Annotated in this window: 18 protein-coding genes, 2 pseudogenes and 1 other annotated feature; of the genes and pseudogenes, 8 read left to right on the top strand and 12 right to left on the bottom strand. The window is 63.1% G+C overall.

Going from position 1 to position 16,390, the window contains the following annotated elements; all coding sequences use genetic code 11:
• Window positions 1–23: 23 nt before the first annotated feature.
• The 5 genes from ULB03_RS14450 to ULB03_RS14430 form a co-directional block, all read right to left on the bottom strand.
• Window positions 24–485 (bottom strand): hypothetical protein, encoded by a 462-nt coding sequence (locus ULB03_RS14450; RefSeq protein ID WP_322483846.1) that lies wholly within the window; start codon window positions 483–485, stop codon window positions 24–26.
• 65 nt (window positions 486–550) lie between these two features.
• Complete coding sequence (locus ULB03_RS14445; RefSeq protein WP_322483845.1) at window positions 551–799, bottom strand: hypothetical protein; 249 nt, start codon at window positions 797–799, stop codon at window positions 551–553.
• A gap of 68 nt (window positions 800–867) precedes the next feature.
• A complete protein-coding gene (locus ULB03_RS14440; RefSeq protein ID WP_322483844.1) occupies window positions 868–1,350 on the bottom strand; it encodes a ferritin-like domain-containing protein in 483 nt (160 codons plus the stop codon).
• A 250-nt stretch (window positions 1,351–1,600) separates the two neighbouring features.
• The gene (locus ULB03_RS14435; RefSeq protein WP_322483843.1) at window positions 1,601–2,341 is read right to left on the bottom strand and encodes a lipid-binding SYLF domain-containing protein; all 741 of its coding nucleotides are present in this window, start codon (window positions 2,339–2,341) and stop codon (window positions 1,601–1,603) included.
• 282 nt (window positions 2,342–2,623) lie between these two features.
• The gene (locus ULB03_RS14430; protein WP_322483842.1) at window positions 2,624–2,827 is read right to left on the bottom strand and encodes a CsbD family protein; all 204 of its coding nucleotides are present in this window, start codon (window positions 2,825–2,827) and stop codon (window positions 2,624–2,626) included.
• A 392-nt stretch (window positions 2,828–3,219) separates the two neighbouring features.
• Here ULB03_RS14430 and ULB03_RS14425 point away from each other — a divergent pair, with 392 nt between their 5' ends.
• Window positions 3,220–3,513, top strand: a complete 294-nt coding sequence (locus ULB03_RS14425) for a DUF3309 domain-containing protein (protein WP_322483841.1) — start codon at window positions 3,220–3,222, stop codon at window positions 3,511–3,513.
• Window positions 3,514–3,800: 287 nt separating this feature from the next.
• A complete protein-coding gene (locus ULB03_RS14420) occupies window positions 3,801–4,463 on the top strand; it encodes a TetR/AcrR family transcriptional regulator (protein WP_322483840.1) in 663 nt (220 codons plus the stop codon).
• Window positions 4,464–4,505: 42 nt separating this feature from the next.
• Here ULB03_RS14420 and ULB03_RS14415 read toward each other — a convergent pair whose 3' ends face one another.
• The 3 genes from ULB03_RS14415 to ULB03_RS14405 all read right to left on the bottom strand — a co-directional run bounded on the left by ULB03_RS14415 (window position 4,506) and on the right by ULB03_RS14405 (window position 6,682).
• Window positions 4,506–5,594 (bottom strand): GGDEF domain-containing protein, encoded by a 1,089-nt coding sequence (locus tag ULB03_RS14415; protein WP_322483839.1) that lies wholly within the window; start codon window positions 5,592–5,594, stop codon window positions 4,506–4,508.
• Between the two features lie 248 nt (window positions 5,595–5,842).
• Entirely contained in the window at window positions 5,843–6,184 is a 342-nt protein-coding gene (locus ULB03_RS14410) for a hypothetical protein (RefSeq protein ID WP_322483838.1), read from the bottom strand.
• 96 nt (window positions 6,185–6,280) lie between these two features.
• Entirely contained in the window at window positions 6,281–6,682 is a 402-nt protein-coding gene (locus ULB03_RS14405; protein WP_322483837.1) for an acyl-CoA thioesterase, read from the bottom strand.
• 209 nt (window positions 6,683–6,891) lie between these two features.
• On the opposite strand from ULB03_RS14405, the gene ULB03_RS14400 reads away from it, so the two are divergent.
• Window positions 6,892–8,154 carry a CaiB/BaiF CoA transferase family protein gene (locus ULB03_RS14400; protein ID WP_322483836.1) on the top strand — a complete coding sequence of 421 codons (1,263 nt, stop codon included), beginning with the start codon at window positions 6,892–6,894 and terminating at the stop codon, window positions 8,152–8,154.
• A gap of 64 nt (window positions 8,155–8,218) precedes the next feature.
• Window positions 8,219–9,094, top strand: a complete 876-nt coding sequence (locus ULB03_RS14395; protein ID WP_322483835.1) for a dienelactone hydrolase family protein — start codon at window positions 8,219–8,221, stop codon at window positions 9,092–9,094.
• A gap of 387 nt (window positions 9,095–9,481) precedes the next feature.
• Here the strand turns inward: ULB03_RS14395 and ULB03_RS14390 are convergent, their stop codons facing one another.
• Complete coding sequence (locus ULB03_RS14390; protein ID WP_322483834.1) at window positions 9,482–10,216, bottom strand: SDR family NAD(P)-dependent oxidoreductase; 735 nt, start codon at window positions 10,214–10,216, stop codon at window positions 9,482–9,484.
• 110 nt (window positions 10,217–10,326) lie between these two features.
• A complete protein-coding gene (locus ULB03_RS14385) occupies window positions 10,327–10,833 on the bottom strand; it encodes an Lrp/AsnC family transcriptional regulator (protein ID WP_322483833.1) in 507 nt (168 codons plus the stop codon).
• A gap of 160 nt (window positions 10,834–10,993) precedes the next feature.
• On the opposite strand from ULB03_RS14385, the gene ald reads away from it, so the two are divergent.
• Window positions 10,994–12,109, top strand: a complete 1,116-nt coding sequence (gene ald, locus ULB03_RS14380) for an alanine dehydrogenase (RefSeq protein WP_322483832.1) — start codon at window positions 10,994–10,996, stop codon at window positions 12,107–12,109.
• A gap of 238 nt (window positions 12,110–12,347) precedes the next feature.
• Here the strand turns inward: ald and ULB03_RS14375 are convergent, their stop codons facing one another.
• Both ULB03_RS14375 and ULB03_RS27450 read right to left on the bottom strand, forming a co-directional pair.
• Window positions 12,348–12,842 carry a hypothetical protein gene (locus tag ULB03_RS14375; protein WP_322483831.1) on the bottom strand — a complete coding sequence of 165 codons (495 nt, stop codon included), beginning with the start codon at window positions 12,840–12,842 and terminating at the stop codon, window positions 12,348–12,350.
• Window positions 12,843–13,281: 439 nt separating this feature from the next.
• A pseudogene (locus tag ULB03_RS27450) lies at window positions 13,282–13,584 on the bottom strand (RHS repeat-associated core domain-containing protein); the annotation flags it as partial.
• Between the two features lie 97 nt (window positions 13,585–13,681).
• On the opposite strand from ULB03_RS27450, the gene ULB03_RS14370 reads away from it, so the two are divergent.
• The 3 genes and pseudogenes from ULB03_RS14370 (at window position 13,682) to ULB03_RS14360 (ending at window position 16,350) form a co-directional block, all read left to right on the top strand.
• Window positions 13,682–13,966, top strand: coding sequence for a hypothetical protein (locus ULB03_RS14370; protein ID WP_322483830.1), 285 nt, complete (start codon window positions 13,682–13,684; stop codon window positions 13,964–13,966).
• Between the two features lie 298 nt (window positions 13,967–14,264).
• Window positions 14,265–14,567, top strand: coding sequence for a cupin domain-containing protein (locus ULB03_RS14365; RefSeq protein WP_322483829.1), 303 nt, complete (start codon window positions 14,265–14,267; stop codon window positions 14,565–14,567).
• A gap of 529 nt (window positions 14,568–15,096) precedes the next feature.
• Window positions 15,097–16,350, top strand: a pseudogene (locus ULB03_RS14360) (IS3 family transposase).
• Window positions 15,403–15,519, top strand: a sequence feature (AL1L pseudoknot). It overlaps the preceding pseudogene by 117 nt.
• Window positions 16,351–16,390 lie beyond the last annotated feature (40 nt).

Genomic DNA, 16,390 nt, shown 5'->3' with positions numbered 1-16,390 from the left:
TGGGCTAGGGGTTGCTGTTGCTATCACTTGTGGACGGACCGGGCGCCGGGATTGCCCAGGACCAGTCCGGCCACCACTGCGGCCAGCAGGGCCGGCACCTTGTGCTTGACCACCAAGCGCTGGGCCTCGGCCAGCAGCACCTCGGGGTCCAGGTCCAGCGCCGGGTTCACCGCCGGGGGCGGCGGCTCCCGCCGGTTGAGCGTCATGCGCATCACCAGCAGCAGGATCAGGCACAGGACGACCAGGGCCAGCCCCACCAGGGCGGGCGTCCAGATCGGCCCCATGGCCGGTTCCAGGCCGGCCCACAGGGCCGCGCACAGGAAACCAACGGCGCCGATGACCGCCAGCATCGCCAGCACGCCGGTGATGACCAGGGTCACCACGCCGTCGACCAGCGGGGCCGGAGAGGACCGTTGCACCGGACCAAAGGGGATCACCCCCAGTTGCGACAAGGCCATAACGGCCAACTTGGTCCAGCCTTCCATCAACGCTCCCCCTGTTCGTCTCGGCACTCTTCCGCCGCCCGCTGTCCCACCTCAGTGGGCCCACGTCAGCGTGAAAGCAGGCGGCTGGCGATGAATCCGGCGGAAAAGGCCAGCAGCAGGCTGGTGATGGGCTGCGCCTCCACTTGGCCGCCGACAGCCTTGGCCGCCGCCTCGCCCTTGGCGGCCAGCGTCCGGTACAGATCACTGGCCTCCGCCTTGATGGCGTCGGTCAAGTGGTCGGCGTCCTCGCGCGCGGCGTTGCGCACGGACCGGGCGGCGGTGGCCGCGGCGTCGATGGTTTCGCTCTTCATCATCCTCTCCTTTGCTTGTTCAGGGGGCGCGCCTTAACGCCCCTGCGTCCGCGGCCCAGGAAAACAGCCGCTTAAGTGCGCTCAAGCGCGTGCTTGAGGGTGCTCATCTGGTCATGGTCGGCTTTGATGCTGTCATAGCAGGTGGCCACGACTTCACGCGCCGGCATGGGCAGATCGCCCTGCAGCGCCTTTTCGAAGCTGGATTTGATGTCATCCTCGCCAGCCTCGACGGCGGCGACCACGCTCTGATCACTGCCCGTGACAGCGTTCTTGAGGTTGACGAACATGCGCCGGGCGGCCCCCAGCACGGTGCCATCGGTTTCCGGCTGGCCGCCCAGGCTGATCACCTCCGCCTGCAAGGCGGTGGTCAACTGGCGACGCTGGCGGGCCCGGGTGGAGAACAGCGTCTTGAAGCTGTCGTTGGTCGCCTCCTCCGCGGCGTCCTTGTACCCAAGGGCGCTATCCAAGGTCTTCTCGATCAGGTCGTTCAGCACCTTGATCGACTGTTCGGTACCGGCGGAGGGGGTGGTCGGCGGAACGGTGGGTGGGATCATCGTCTGCTCCTCTCCTGGAATGATTGCTCCTGTCGTGATTGCCACGCCGAAAAGTGTGGGTCAGCATGACCTTCAATAAACAAATAACAATGCGGAATAGTTTCCATAAATCGTCTATTATAACGTCTTACATATCGGCCTGGATTGGTAGAATTCCTCTATATCTTTTGGCCCGAATACCCTTGTCTCTGGCGACAGTGAGGAAGGGGAAGGGGCGGGCGCCCCTTCCCCAACTGTCGGCGATCGCGGCTTAGCGAATGGATGCCAAGTTCTTACGCAACCCATCGGCATCGGCATTCTTGGCGCTGCGCGCGGTCACGATGGCCGAAACCGTTTCCGGCTTGCCGTAATAGGCCTCATTCCAGCTGTCGCGCGGCTTCAGGATGGAACCGTTGAGCGTCAGGCCGGCGTAGGCGCCGCTGGCGGACGCCCAGACGATGATGTCGCCATTCAACGAGGTCGGGGTGGCCGCCTCGGCGGTGGACCCCAGGGTCACCACGGCGAGACCCGCCTGGGCGCCGATCTTGAACTCATCCTGCAGGACCGACGACAGGGCCTTGTCGCTCATGATGAACATGACCAGTTCCGCCTGCTCGACACCGATCTGCAGGCCGAACGACGCGGAACCCAGGGTATAGAAGGCGGGGTAGCTGAAATCGCCATTGGGACCGCGGGTCAGCAGCACGGCATCGCCGCCCTCACCGCCCACGAAGAATCCGCCCTTGATCAACTGCGGAACGATCAGCACACCCTTGGCGCGCCGCATCAGCTCGCGGGCGTTGCCGAATTCCTTGTCCTTGCGCAAATCGTCGATGGTTACGCGGGCGCGTTCCACCAAATTGCTCTGGTCGGTGCCGTGCGTGGCGGCGGCCAGCGCATGCGGCGCCGTCACCGTCATGGCGCCGAAAACCATGAGGGCCGACAGGGCGGCGGGGATGATCCGGGAGTGCAGGGACGGCTTGGCCGCCGTCGACGTGTACGACACAGGCATTATCGTCGCTCCATTATTGGGCCGGCCGTCAAGTCCGGCCAAGCCGTCGCCGCCGGATGGCCAGGCGGCGGAGGGGGTTGATGGGGACAGCGCAGAAAGCCGCCCCTTCTGGTGGCTCGAGGCGCCCGCCGCCCCGACCACGGGCTCGTCCCAAAGGGCCTGCTCCTGAGGTTCAGCCTTTGAGGGGCTGTCCTCCGGGAACCTGCCCTCTGGGGGCGTGGGGGTGACGACCCGTAGACCGTCACCGGTGCGGCGGCGGGCGCAGCGGCAAACCACGGCGCTTTACTCGTTCAAGGCCTTCTTGGCCGTGTCCTTCAACGCCTTTCCGGCTTCCTGGATTTTGCCGGCCGCGTTCTGGGCATGGCCCTCGACCTTCTTGGCCTTGCCTTCAGCGGCCATCTGATCGTCACCCAAGACCTTGCCGGCCGTTTCCTTGACGGCGCCGCCGGCGATCTTGGCATTACCTTCGATGCGGTTCTTGTTCATGGTCGTTCTCCTCAATTGGGTTGCGATGCGGGCCGCGGATACGGCGCCTCCGGTTTCGGACCGGGACGTTTCGGCGTCCTCCGGATCAGTTCCCATGAGGGTCTGGACCGGGGCGGGCAAAACATCCCAAGAGTTGATGCGTCCGCAAGAGTTGACGCGTCGTTGACCAGACAATGCTCGACACACCCTGTGGCGGGAATGTGGCGTGTCTGGGCGGATACTGAGGCAATCGCCATCAAAAGATGAAGTAGGCGATTGGAAGAAAATGACCTTATTTATTTCGTCAGGCCCAGGCTCGATACGCCGCAGCATCAATATGACCAATGATATATTCCGTAACATTCACTTATTGATCACCATCCGTTATGGAGTATGACGGGCCATAACAGAGGATGGACGGAAAGCGCCAGAACATCCCTTATTCGGCAGATAGGCCGTTTTATGTTTCAGCGAATTTCCAAAAACATGTTTTGGTCACAATGGTTTTTCATGATCGCAATGCCTTCCGATCTCTAAGAGAGGCCGCCATGAATCTTGGAACCATCATCCTCATCATTTTAATATTGTTCCTGATCGGCGCCCTGCCGACCTGGCCCCACAGTGTCCACTGGGGCTATTATCCGGCCGGTGGCTTGGGCACCGTGATTGTCATCGTGCTGATCCTGATCCTGATTGGCCGGCTGTGATTTCCGACCCACCCTCACTTTCCGCACCTTCACTTTCCCAGGCGGCCCCAGCATGTGATGTGCTGGGGCCGTCGTCTTTGGTGGCAACCAGTGAACCCGTTGGTCCATCATGCAGTTCCCGTCTTTTTCGTTAATTTTCTGACCCGTCGTCGCCGTGGCGCATCTTGTTTGTTGCCGGCCTATGGGATAAGACGAACTGGATATGGGATGCGCGCAGCCGGGTCAGGGGGGCTGCCAGGAAGCCGTCCACGAAAATTCCAATGTCCTTTGAGCGTGATGACAGGCCCATGACCGACACTGCCCTTGCCCTGGTCCCCCAGCAGCGCTCCGTCCGCGGCCGCCCGCGGTGTGACAAGTCCCGCCAAGCGATCCTGAGCAGCGCCTATGACTTGTTGGTCAAGGAGGGCCTGTCCGGCTTCACCATCGAGGCGGTCGCGGCCCGCTCCGGGTGCGCCAAGACGACCATCTATCGGTGGTGGCCGACCAAGGGCGCGCTGGCCGTCGCCTCATTGCTGGAGGTGGTCGAGGTCGCCGCCCCCATCCGCGGCACGGGCTCCGCGCGGCGCGACCTTGAAAGCATGGTGGAGGTCATGGCCGGCACCATGGCGGGCCCCATGGGCCGGGTGATCGCGAGCATCATCGTTGAGGGCCAGAACAATCCCGAGGTCCTGGAAACCTATTGCACCCAGGTGCTGAACCCCCGCCGGGAACGCATCCGCGAGATCCTGCATCAAGGGGTGCGCTCTGGGGAACTGCCGCCGGACCTGGATGAAGCGGTCGTGGTGGAACTGCTTTACAATACGCTGTACAGCCGCTTGCTGATCCGTCACCAACCGGTGGATGAGCCCGGATGGACGCAGCGCCTGGTGGCCGCCGTCCTGGGCCCCGCCCGCGCCCAGTCCACGCCCAGGCCACTGCGCGTGCACAGCGACGCCCTGTATCCCGCCTAACCGCTTCCACACTTGGGGCCCGCCCTGTGGCGGTGCGCGCCCTCAGGCCGCCACGGCGACGCGATTACGGCCGGCGTTCTTGGCCGCGTAGAGGGCTTCGTCCGCGCGGGCCAACAGGCCGTCGACCGTCTCGTCGTCATCCGCCAGTTCGGTGACACCCAGGCTGCAGGTCAGGGTGACGCTGACATCGGGCGTCAGGGCCACCGGCGTCGCCGCGACGGCGGCGCGCAACCGCTCCGCCACCCGCTCCGCCTCCCCCCGGCCTGTCTGCGGCAGCACGATCACGAACTCCTCCCCGCCGAAGCGGCCGATGACATCGGTCTCACGGATGGTGGCGCGGCATAGCTCGACGACGGCCAGGATGGCCTGATCCCCAGCCTGGTGTCCCCAGGTGTCGTTGATGCGTTTGAAGTGGTCGATGTCCAGCATCAACACCGACAGGGGGCCACCGTAACGCCGCGCGCGCACCATCTCACGGGCCGCCGTTTCGGTGATGTGGCGGCGCGTTCCCGCCCCCGTCAGGCTGTCGGTGATGGCGACCAGACGCAACAGGCGCTGATTCTCATAATTGGTGTAGTTGATCTGCTCGAACGCGAAGAGCACGCAGATGAACATGGCCCCCACCGGGCCCAGCAGCAGCGGGTATTTCACATATTCGAAACCGTGCGCGAAGCCGACGACACCGGCCACCGGCGGCAAAGCGATGATCAGCACCATGAAAAGGGCGCCCGTGGTGAAGGGCACGTATTGCATCACCAGCAGCGGCAGGAAGGTGAAGAACAGAAATCCAGAAAACTGCGCCTGCATGCCATGGTCCAGACGGTTCAGCACCTCGATGAACAGCATCTGGCAGGTGAACGCGCCAAGGAAGGCATAGGCCGTGGTCAAACGGCGCGACACACGGAAATGCAGCAGCAAGGCGTGCAGCAGGATGATGAGCGACATCAGCAGCCGCAGGCCGATGGTCCGTTGCGCGCCCTCCGCGTCAATGACGTAGTCCCACCCCCACAGGCCACTGACGGTGACCGATGTGGCCACCGTCATGATGGTGCTGAACAACCGATGGTGGTCGAACTTGTCGTCGACGTAGGCCCGATCCGGCCAGACGACCTGTTTGATATGGTGGCCCACCGGGTCCGTTCCCTGTTTTACCGTCACCAGCCGCAATGAGGATCAAGGACACGGGGGTGCCCACTCCCCCGCATGCCGAGCGACAACGGTATTCTTGGCTATAGTGCCATGGCGGGGAAGGATTACGCCAGTGCTCCCGGCGTCAGCAACCGTTCCCTCACCCAATGCCCTGATCCCGGGAGGTGGTTTTGACTGTGGGCGGCGCTGTAATAATTTTCTTTCTTTTTATGGAAATCTTATTTCCCACATCAAGACTTGCGGATGGGCTTCGAGGATAGGGCCTGGCCATAGGCCTTGGCCGCAGCCTCGGGCTTCTTCATTTCTTCCATCAACTTCATGGCGAACCGACCGCCGTCGTGGCGTGACTGAAGAAAGGTCATCACCACGTCGCGGGCCGCCTGGCGATCAAAGGGAATGTCAGCGGGCGCCTCGGCTGGAGCCCCGCTGGCGCCGCCCCCACTGGCAGCGGACGCCCCCCGCGCCGTCTGGATGCGTTCCGCCGCCGCCGCGGCTTTTTCAAGCACCTGCGGGTCGATGCGCCGGCGGATGGCGCGGATCTGGCGCAGCAGTTCGTCACGGGGGTCGGCCATGGCGCGGGTCCACCTGGAATGGAATGCCCCGATAATTGGGATGCCCGGATACAGTGCCCATCCCGGCCCCCGGATGTCGAGGGAACTTTGGCCCAGTTATGAGCCGTCAACAGGCGGCAGTGGACGCGGCCGCCTGTTCTCATCGATGGCGACGAAGGTGAAGACGGCCTCCGTCACCTTGTTGCTGTCATCGGCGTCGCGACTGCGGCGCCAGGCCTCCACCTCAATGCGCATCGAGGTGCGCCCGCGCGACACCAGCCGGCCGAACAGGCTGACCTCGTCCCCCACGAATACCGGCCCCAGGAAGGCGATGGCGTCCACCGCGACGGTGGCGGCGCGCCCCCGGGCCAGACGGGCCGCCACATTGCCCGCCGCCAGGTCCATCTGCGACATCAGCCAGCCGCCGAAAATGTCGCCGGCGGGATTGGTGTCGGCGGGCATGGCGATGGTGCGGATGACGGGAATCTCGTCGGGCATCTTGGCGTTCTTATCGAGCATCGGGAACCTCGGGTTCGGCAGGGCAATAGTTGGGACATCAGAGCGTGAAACGCGGTCCAGGGGAAGCGCGGGCTTCGCCGTAGCGCCCATGCGCATCCCCCCTGGCGCAGCCAGGAACCACAGCCAATGCACCCTAGCCGCCGTCGCGGCGGCTTGTGTAAGATCGCGCGATACGAACCGAGGGACCCCGCCCAGGGTAGCGCCGCGCCATGATCCAACCCATTCCCGCCACCGGCCCGCTGGCCGGCCTTAAGGTTCTGGACATGAGCCGGGTGCTGGCGGGGCCCAGCGCAACGCAGATCCTGGGGGATTTGGGCGCCGACGTGGTGAAGGTGGAACGGCCGGCTCAGGGGGACGATACCCGCACCTGGGGCCCGCCCTTCCTGAAGGACGACGTCGGGCAGGACACCGGGGAAAGCGCCTACTACCTGTCGGCCAACCGCAACAAGCGCTCGCTGACCCTGGATTTCACGACACCGGCCGGCAAGGCCCTGGCCCTGCAACTGGTCAACCACGCCGACGTGCTGGTGGAGAACTACAAGACCGGGACCCTGGCGCGCTATGGGCTGTCGTATGAGGATTTGCGGGACGCCTACCCCCGCCTGATCTATTGCTCCATCACCGGATTCGGGCACACCGGGCCCTATGCCGCGCGGGCCGGCTATGACTATCTGGTTCAGGGCATGGGCGGCTTCATGTCCCTGACCGGGGAGCCGGAGGGCCAACCGCTGAAGGCGGGCGTGGCCGTGGCCGACCTGATGACTGGCACCTACGCCGCCATCGCCATCCTTGCAGCCCTGCGCCACCGCGACCTCACCGGCCGGGGACAGGCCATCGACCTGTCGCTGTTCGACACCCAGGTGGCCTGGCTTTCCCATCCGGGCCAATATTACCTGACCAGTGGCCAGTTGGCGCCGCGCGTGGGCAACGCCCACCCCACCATCGTGCCCTACCAGACATTCGCCACCATGGATGGGTGGATCATCCTGGCCATCGGCAACGATGAGCAGTTCGCCCGGTTCTGTCACCTGACGGGCAACGCGGCCTGGGCCAGCGATCCCCGGTTCGCCACCAACCAGGCGCGGGTACGCCACCGCGACGTCCTGGTGCCCCTGGTGGCCACTGTCATGCAGGCGCAAACCAGTCAATTCTGGATCGATGCCCTGGAAACCCTGGGCGTCCCCTGCGGCCCCATCAACACCATCGACAAAGTGTTCGCCGACCCCCAGGTGGCGGCGCGGGATATGCGCATCACCCTGCCCCACCCCCAGGCCGGCGGCACCGGCCCGGCGGGCGGCGGGCTGCCGGGCACGGTGGAACTGATCGGCAGCCCCATGAAGTTCAGCGATACCCCGGTCAATTACCGTCAGGCGCCGCCCACCCTGGGCCAGCACACCGACGCGGTGCTGCGCGATTGGCTGCGGCTGGATGAGGAAGAGATCGGGCGCCTGCGGCATGCCGGCGCGCTGTGACCGCGATGCGGATCGGGCAGATTTCCAACATAGAATAACAGCGGCAACCGAAGGGAACGTTTCCATGGACGACACTGGGATCAACCGCCGGGGCTTCGCCACGGCCGGCCTGGCCACGGGTTTCGCGCTGGCCGTGCTGCCGATATCGGCCCAAACCATCATCACCGATGCCGACGACCTGGATGCGGGCATGGTGCAAGTGCCCGTGGCTGGCGGCGCCACCATGGGGGCGTATCGCGCCGTGCCCAAATGGGCGGGCAAGGGCGGACATCATCCAGTGGTGCTGGTCGTGCAGGAAATCTTCGGCCTGCATGAGCATATCCGCGACCTGTGCCGACGCCTGGCCAAGTCAGGCTACTATGCCATAGCCCCCGACCTGTACTTCCGCCAGGGCGACGCCACCAAGGTGCCCGATATCCCCATGCTGGTCCGCGATATCGTGTCCAAGGTGTCGGACGCCCAGGTCATGGCCGACCTGGATGCCACGGTGGCCCATCTGCAGACCGATACCCGGGCCGATACCCGGCGCATGGCCATCACTGGCTTCTGCTGGGGTGGGCGCATCGTCTGGCTCTATTCCGCCCACAACCCGGACCTGAAGGCGGGCGCCGCCTGGTACGGCCGGTTGGTGGGCAACACCGACGCCGACCATCCCAAGAACCCCATCGACTTGGTCGACCAGTTGAACGCCCCGGTGCTGGGCCTCTATGGCGCCAAGGATGAGGGCATCCCCGTCGCCAGCGTCGAACAGATACGGACCGCCCTGGCCAAGGGCGACAAGGCCGCGGGCGAAAGTAAGCTGATGGTGTTCCCGGAGTCAGGCCACGGCTTCAACGCCGATTACCGCCCCAGCTACAACCCCGTCGACGCCAAGGCCGCCTGGAAGCAGATGCTGGAGTGGTTCAAGAAGCACGGCGTACCCTACGTGCCGCACGCTTGAATGAATTCGTAAATTTCTGGCCCAGGACGCGACCGCGTCCGCCGGAGCGAGCACCGAAGGGCGGAGCGAGGAAGCCGAGGCCACGGATGTGCTCGCCCGGCGCCTCAGGGAACTATAGAAAAAGAAAAAGGCCCGCCTGCGGGGGAGCGGCGGGCCTTCATAGATGCCGGGCTGGGCGCGGGGAGCAACCCACCCGGACGGGGAAGCAGAAACGGGACCTGGGTCGCCGTTCCGGTACCGGAGAGGTTGGGGCCAACCCCGGTACAAGAGAAAGCCTAGGCCCGCCGGACCGGCCCTGCTGTGACCAATATCACTACGCTCCGGAGCGTAAGCTAACGCAGCTATGCGTTAACCGGCCTTGAATGCAAGGCCCCGCCCCCCATGCGCTCAGTACAGGGCGATGCATTCCCCGTGGCGGGTGTTGTCGGGCGCCACCAGGTCCAGGATGGTGGGCACGACACGGGTCACCGGCGGCTGGGTATCCGGCTTTTCCCCAGGGAATGCCTGGGCGCGCAGCTTGGTGGGCATGGGGCCGGGATCGACCAGGTTCACCTTCAGGGGACTTTGCAGCACCTCCCGCGCGTAGGTCAGCGCCATCATCTCCAGCCCCGCCTTCGCCACCGCGTAGGCATTCCAATAGGCCACCGGCTCATGGCCATAGCGGTCGGTGATGAAGACGGCGCGGCCTGCGTCAGAACCACGCAGCAGCGGATCAAGGGTGCGGATCAGGCGCATGTTGGCGGTCAGCGTCAGGGCCAGGACCTTGTCCCACTGCTTCACGTCGGCATGGGCCATGGGGCCGATGGAACCCAGCATGCCGGCGTTGGCCACCAGGATGTCCACGCGCTTGAACCGGTCCAGCAACGCCGGGCCCAGCACGTCCAACTGGGCGGGGTCGGCCGCCATGTCCTGGGGGATCAGCGTGGCGGTGCCGCCAGCGGCGCGGATGGCGTCGTCCACCTCCTCCAGCCCGCCCACCGTGCGGGCGATCAGCACGACGTGCGCGCCCTCCGCCGCCAGCCCCTTGGCGATGGCGGCGCCCAGCCCGCGCGAGGCGCCGGTGACAACGGCGACACGGCCCTTCAGGCGGCCGGAACGGACAGGGGCGGCAGGCTCGGTCATGCGGGACACTTTCCTTGAAAAAAGGTTCTTCCAGCGACACGGCGGGCGCGAGGTGCCCAGGCCTCACCGCAACGGCTGGCTTTGCGGTTTACGGCCTGGCATCGCGCCCGTCAATCGCCGCCCACGGTGACGATATCGGCCAGCGGCAGGGCCGTGCGTTTCATGACCGTGCGCAAGGTGAAACTGGAATGGACGCGGGCCACGCCCGGCAGGCGGGTCAGGATGCGATTGTGCAGGGCCTCGTAATCGGCGGCGCCGGCCACCACGACGCGCAGCAGGTAATCGCTGTCGCCGGACATCAGGTAACACTCCATCACTTGCGGGCAGGTGGCCAACGCCTCCTCGAACGCGCGCAGGTAGGGTTCCGTCTGTTTCTCCAGGGTCACCTGGACGAACACGCTCTCCGGCCGCCCGCAGGAGGCCGGGTCCAGGATGGCGGTGTAGCCACTGATGATGCCAGCCTCCTCCATCGCCTTGACGCGGCGCAGGCAGGCGCTTTCCGACAGGTGGACGTGGGCGGCAAGTTCCGAATTGGGAATGCGGCCATGCTCCTGCAGCCGGGTCAGGATGGCACGATCAATCCTATCCAGCACTGTTGTTCGCAGACCCTGCCGCATTAGAGGCCCCTACCGATGGTATCTTGCGCATTGTGGCCCCGGCCTATCCCTGAACGCAAGGACATGCACCGGCTTTCGGCCTTATCTTGGCTTCCGAAATCGAGGCAACGGTTGCGCGACCGGACAGGCGGCGCCAACCCAGATGATCCGGGAGATATCCATGCTGATCGGCGTTCCTAAGGAAATCAAAAACCACGAGTATCGCGTCGGTCTGATCCCCGGCAACGTGCGCCAGCTGGTGGCCCACGGCCACTCGGTCATCGTGCAGAAGAACGCCGGCACCGCCATCGGCCTGACGGATGAGCAGTATGCCGCCGCCGGCGCCACCCTGGTGGACACCGCCGAAGAGATCTTCGCCAAGGCCGACATGATCGTGAAGGTGAAGGAGCCGCAGCCGCACGAGTGCCGCATGCTGCGCCCCGGCCAGGTTCTGTTCACCTACCTGCACCTGGCGCCCGATCCGGAGCAGACCGAGCTGCTGCTCGCCTCCGGCGCCATCTGCATCGCCTATGAAACCGTGACCGACGTCCGTGGCGGCCTGCCCCTGCTGGCCCCCATGAGCGAGGTCGCCGGCCGCATGTCCATCCAGGCCGGCGCCAAGTGCCTGGAGAAGAGCTACGGCGGCAACGGCATCCTGCTGGGCGGTGTGCCCGGCACCCCGGCCGCCAAGGTCGTGGTCATCGGCGGCGGCGTGGTCGGCCTGAACGCGGCCCGCATGGCCGTGGGCCTGGAAGCGGAAGTCACCGTGCTGGACAAGTCGCTGGACCGGCTGCGCCAGATCGACCAGCAGTACGGCCGCCGCGTGAACACGCTGTACGCCAACATCGACACCATCGAGCAGGCGGTGCTGGACGCCGACCTGGTCATCGGCGCCGTGCTGGTGCCGGGCGCCAACGCCCCCCGCGTCGTCACCAAGGAGATGGTGGCCAAGATGCGCCCCGGCAGCGTGCTGGTGGACGTGTCCATCGACCAGGGCGGCTGCTTTGAGACTTCGCACGCCACCACCCACGCCGAGCCCACCTATGTGGTCGACGGCGTCATCCACTACTGCGTGGCCAACATGCCGGGCGCCGTGGCCCGCACCTCCACCTTCGCCCTGAACAACGCCACCGCCCCCTTCGTCCTGGCCCTGGCCGACAAGGGCTGGCAGCAGGCGTTGACCGACGACGTCCACCTGCGCAACGGCCTGAACGTGTTCCGTGGCAAGCTGACCCACCCAGCATTGGTGGAAGAGGGCGACGCCCGCTACCTGGCCGCCGACAAGGCCATCGCCTGATCCTGCCGGATCAGCGTTTGAGTTGAGTTGCGAAGGCCCGGCGGCGACGCCGGGCCTTTTTTTGATTCCTATATCAGAGAAAATAGCGTCTCAGTACACCCAAAAACATATCATATTTGAATTTATAGGCATATCAATGTTTATAATATTGCTATTGTTAATAGATGAAAAATACATGTTTTATGTTCAAGAGAGCAGAAATATTGAAAAATTAATAATCAATAATTGTTTCAATATTTTAGAATGCACGCAAATCATCTTGATATTCAGATAATATTTTCTCGCCTAAGAATTTCAGTCTTCCACGCAATCTTTCCGCATTCTCTGGAGACGCTGGCAAATTCACAGGTATTATTTCAGAAACAGGATCGTTATTTTCTGCCGCCTTAACCCATTCCTCCATAGCGCCAATATAACCATCCAGCGCGGCGGCAGGATTTGGGCAATCTTCACACGTAATGTATGCTGGAGGCAAATCACCAACAATGACCCAAACCCAATTATCAACATTGCTTCTGGACGGATTTATCAAAAATAAGAATACACCCACAATACCATCGACAAATATCCCGACATAACTCTCCTCTATTCTTGACACCCATGCGTGCGAACACAGATATTTAGTCGCCTCATCCAGAAAGAGGGAAAATCCCCCCTTTACGCCCCGTTCACCCAAGTCAGGCGTTATCTTGGTTATTTTTTTAAAATCAATTTTATCATAAATCGGGTCCATTCGATGTACTCCCTCCGTTGAGCGCGCTCCTCCGCTTTACCCATCGTTTAAATCCCCAGCATCCTTATATCGCTGAGTATGCTCATCCCGAGGGCGAGGCTCCACATTGGAGACATGATCAACACCACCATCAGCAAGCGGATCTTCATGTGAGACATCTTGGTTTTTACCTGTTTGCGGATCTTTAGGCCACGGCTTACCAAACTTAGCCTCCCAATCTTTGCGGAGTTGCTCATTAGTAGTTCGGCACCCCTTATTTATCCAACTGAATGTTCGCTCCTCACCAGAACCTCCTCCAGAAATTACATTCTCTGCGTCGGGAACTGCTTCATTGAATATGTTTCCAGAGGAAAGTCCTAATTCAGCAATACGATCTGGAAGATATGAAACCAACTGACCAAGATTTTCAAATCCTTACGACATGCCTTGCCCGAGCGTATTAACCTCTCCCTCCGGTTCTTCCAGGCGCTAGTTGTTGTGGAACATATATTGGTAGCGGCCCCTCCGGAACCCACGTACCAGCAGCTTTCGTTCCCGTTGGATTAGTAGCATTTAGCGGATCATCTCCAACGTAGGCATAAAGGTCGAGATTGTCTTTATATCCAACCGGATCTGTCTGTAAAAACCGACCCAAGGCTGGCGAGTAAGCACGCGCCTTGTAGTGATAGAGGCCGGTCTCCGGATCATAGACCTGCCCAGTATACCGGAACAGACTCGTCGTGCTCGTAGTGCCTGGCTCGCCATAGGGACCATAGCTTTAGGCGTTGGGCGGCAGGATTTCACCGGTGCCCTCCCCCTGCGAATCGGCATGGAATAAGGGCTCTGACTCAATTTTGGTGATGGCCAGATCATCCGGCGCCGATGACGTGGACCTGGAAGCGGAAGTGACCATACTGGACAAGTCGCTCGACCGGCTGCGCCAGATCGACCAGCAGTACGGCCGCCGCGTGAACACGCTGTACGCCAACATCGACACCATCGAGCAGGCGGTGCTGGACGCCGACCTGGTCATCGGCGCCGTGCTGGTGCCGGGCGCCGTGGCCCACACCTCCACCTTCGCCCTGAACAACGCCACCGCCCCCTCCGTCCTGGCCCTGGCCGACAAGGGCTGCAGCAGGCGTTGACCGACGACGCGCACCTGCGCAACGGCCTGAACGTGTTCCGTGGCAGGCTGACCCACCCCGCCCTGGTGGAAGAGGGCGACGCCCGCTACCTGGCGGCGAACAAGGCCATCGCCTGATCCTGCCGGATCAGCGGTTGAGTAAGTGCGAAGGCCCGGCGGCGACGCCGGGCCTTTTTGCTGCTGCAGCAGGAACAGGACGCCGCCGTGCCCTCGACCAATACCTGATCGCCCCACCCAACGCGACCGGAGACCGGACCGCAATGCAAACCCCGCCCTGGCTCCTGTCGGCGTCTCCCGCAGTGACGAACCTGCCCGATGTTCCGGCGGAGGACCGGTTCCAATACCTGCTGCTGCACGGCACCATGAAGGTGGGCGTCTACGCCCCTCGGGGCCATGACCCGCAAGGCCCCCACGTCCGCGACGAAATCTATGTGATCATCAGCGGCACCGGCACCTTTGTGAAGAACGGCGAGCGCCGCCCCTTCCAGCCGCACGACCTGCTGTTCGTGGAAGCCGGCGCCGAGCATCGCTTCGAAGATTTCAGCGACGACTTCGCCACCTGGGTGCTGTTCTGGGGACCGACGGGCGGGGAGGCCGCTTAACCGCTGCGATCCCGGCAGCAACGTTGAGCCTTTTCGTTTCCACCGTTCAGGGCAGAGGCTTAGAGAATCGACCCAGCGATTGGGGCGTCCCGCAAAATGGTCTCGGAGACGATCTTCGACGTGTCCCTGGCTCCAAACCGCAGCAGCTTCCAATGCCTTGCATTCGTCAAAAGTGCTGGGCCGTATATAGCCATCACAGCTTCGATAAATTGAATACTTGCCAGATATCTTGTCCCTCATGAAGTACTCTACCGGAAGTGTCAGCTCCGGCTCCAACTTTCGATGGTCCACAATCGGCCATTTGGAAAGCGCTGATCGCATGACTGTGATCGTCCAAAGGATCGGTGCACCGTAGACATCCCCCACATCCACTTCAGCTACTCTGGACTGATGAGCGTACGAGGCGATCTGGAAGTGCGATAGGACACGCACAAACGTATTTGCGCCGTTCCCAAGGTCGATCCGCAGTAAACTCGTGAACCGCTCCGGGATTGTCGGAGGCTTCCACTCCTGAGAGATTGAAGCCACGATGAGCAAGACGACGAACAAGTTCTCCCCCGAGGTCCGAGCCCGCGCGGTTCGATTGGTGCTGGATCATGAGAAGGACCATCCGTCGCGATGGGCGACGGTGATGTCGATCGCGGCGAAGATCGGCTGTTCCGGCCAGACGCTGAACGAATGGGTGAAGAAGGCCGAAGTTGAAGCTGGCACGCGGGCCGGTGTTCCAAGCGAGACGGCGGAACGGCTGAAGGCGTTGGAACGGGAGAACCGGGAACTGCGGCAGGCGAATGACCCATAGGGCAGCGCGGAGCAGCAAGATCCTGCGCAAGGCCAGCGCGTATTTTGCGATGGCGGAGCTCGACCGCCGGTTCAAGCCATGATCGCCTTCATCGACGAGCATCGGGGTACGCACGGGGTCGAGCCGATCTGCCAGGTCCTGCCGATCGCCCCGTCCACCTATCATCGGCATGCATCCCGGCGAACCGATCCAGACCGTCTGCCGGAACGGGCCAGGCGGGACACGGCGCTGAAGATCGCGATCCGGCGGGTATTCGACGAAAACTTCGCTGTCTATGGCGTGCGCAAGGTCTGGCACCAGCTCAGGCGAGAGGGCCGAACTGTTGCTCGCTGCACGGTCGCCCGGCTGATGCGGGACATGGGCCTGCGGGGCGTGATCCGGGGCAAGCCGGTGAAGACCACGGTGAGCGACAAGGCGGCGCCTTGTCCTCTGGACCACGTCAACCGCCAGTTCCATGCACCCCGGCCGAACATGCTGTGGCTGTCGGACTTCACCTACGTCGCCACCTGGCAGGGGTTCGTCTATGTGGCCTTCGTCATCGACGCCTTCGCTCGGCGCATCGTCGGTTGGCGGGTGTCACGGACGGCCCATGCCGCCTTCGTGCTTGATGCCTTGGAGCAGGCCTTGCATGAGCGGCGACCGGTCAAGCACGGCGGGTTGATCCACCATTCGGACAGGGGCGTCCAATACGTCTCGATCAAGTACACCGAACGCTTGGCCGACGCGGGGATCGAACCCTCGGTCGGCAGCGTTGGTGACAGCTATGACAATGCCCTGGCGGAAACCATCAACGGCCTTTACAAGGCCGAGGTGATCCACCGGCGTGGGCCATGGCGTTCCTTCGAGGCCGTCGAGTATGCCACCCTGGAATGGGTCGACTGGTTCAACCACCGGCGGATCCTGGGGCCTATCGGCAACATCCCGCCAGCCGAAGCCGAGGCACGCTTCCACGCCATGCTGGACCAATCGGCAATGGCCGCGTGACTCAAACCAAACTGCCTCCGACAATCCCGGCGCGGTTCAT

The organism is Nitrospirillum goiasense (genome assembly GCF_034427435.1).
Taxonomy (GTDB): Bacteria; Pseudomonadota; Alphaproteobacteria; order Azospirillales; family Azospirillaceae; genus Nitrospirillum.
This window is presented reverse-complemented; position numbering and strand designations above follow the sequence as displayed.

Excerpts from the sequence above, each read along its gene's own strand:
- ULB03_RS14440 (WP_322483844.1), bottom strand. The coding sequence starts at position 1,350 with ATGATCCCACCCACCGTTCCGCCGACCACCCCCTCCGCCGGTACCGAA.
- ald (WP_322483832.1), top strand. The coding sequence starts at position 10,994 with ATGCTGATCGGCGTTCCTAAGGAAATCAAAAACCACGAGTATCGCGTC.
- ULB03_RS14395 (WP_322483835.1), top strand. The coding sequence starts at position 8,219 with ATGGACGACACTGGGATCAACCGCCGGGGCTTCGCCACGGCCGGCCTG.
- ULB03_RS14430 (WP_322483842.1), bottom strand. The coding sequence starts at position 2,827 with ATGAACAAGAACCGCATCGAAGGTAATGCCAAGATCGCCGGCGGCGCC.
- ULB03_RS14445 (WP_322483845.1), bottom strand. The coding sequence starts at position 799 with ATGATGAAGAGCGAAACCATCGACGCCGCGGCCACCGCCGCCCGGTCC.
- ULB03_RS14375 (WP_322483831.1), bottom strand. The coding sequence starts at position 12,842 with ATGGACCCGATTTATGATAAAATTGATTTTAAAAAAATAACCAAGATA.
- ULB03_RS14410 (WP_322483838.1), bottom strand. The coding sequence starts at position 6,184 with ATGGCCGACCCCCGTGACGAACTGCTGCGCCAGATCCGCGCCATCCGC.
- ULB03_RS14385 (WP_322483833.1), bottom strand. The coding sequence starts at position 10,833 with ATGCGGCAGGGTCTGCGAACAACAGTGCTGGATAGGATTGATCGTGCC.
- ULB03_RS14405 (WP_322483837.1), bottom strand. The coding sequence starts at position 6,682 with ATGCTCGATAAGAACGCCAAGATGCCCGACGAGATTCCCGTCATCCGC.
- ULB03_RS14420 (WP_322483840.1), top strand. The coding sequence starts at position 3,801 with ATGACCGACACTGCCCTTGCCCTGGTCCCCCAGCAGCGCTCCGTCCGC.
- ULB03_RS14450 (WP_322483846.1), bottom strand. The coding sequence starts at position 485 with ATGGAAGGCTGGACCAAGTTGGCCGTTATGGCCTTGTCGCAACTGGGG.
- ULB03_RS14425 (WP_322483841.1), top strand. The coding sequence starts at position 3,220 with ATGGACGGAAAGCGCCAGAACATCCCTTATTCGGCAGATAGGCCGTTT.
- ULB03_RS14400 (WP_322483836.1), top strand. The coding sequence starts at position 6,892 with ATGATCCAACCCATTCCCGCCACCGGCCCGCTGGCCGGCCTTAAGGTT.
- ULB03_RS14370 (WP_322483830.1), top strand. The coding sequence starts at position 13,682 with ATGGCCAGATCATCCGGCGCCGATGACGTGGACCTGGAAGCGGAAGTG.
- ULB03_RS14435 (WP_322483843.1), bottom strand. The coding sequence starts at position 2,341 with ATGCCTGTGTCGTACACGTCGACGGCGGCCAAGCCGTCCCTGCACTCC.
- ULB03_RS14390 (WP_322483834.1), bottom strand. The coding sequence starts at position 10,216 with ATGACCGAGCCTGCCGCCCCTGTCCGTTCCGGCCGCCTGAAGGGCCGT.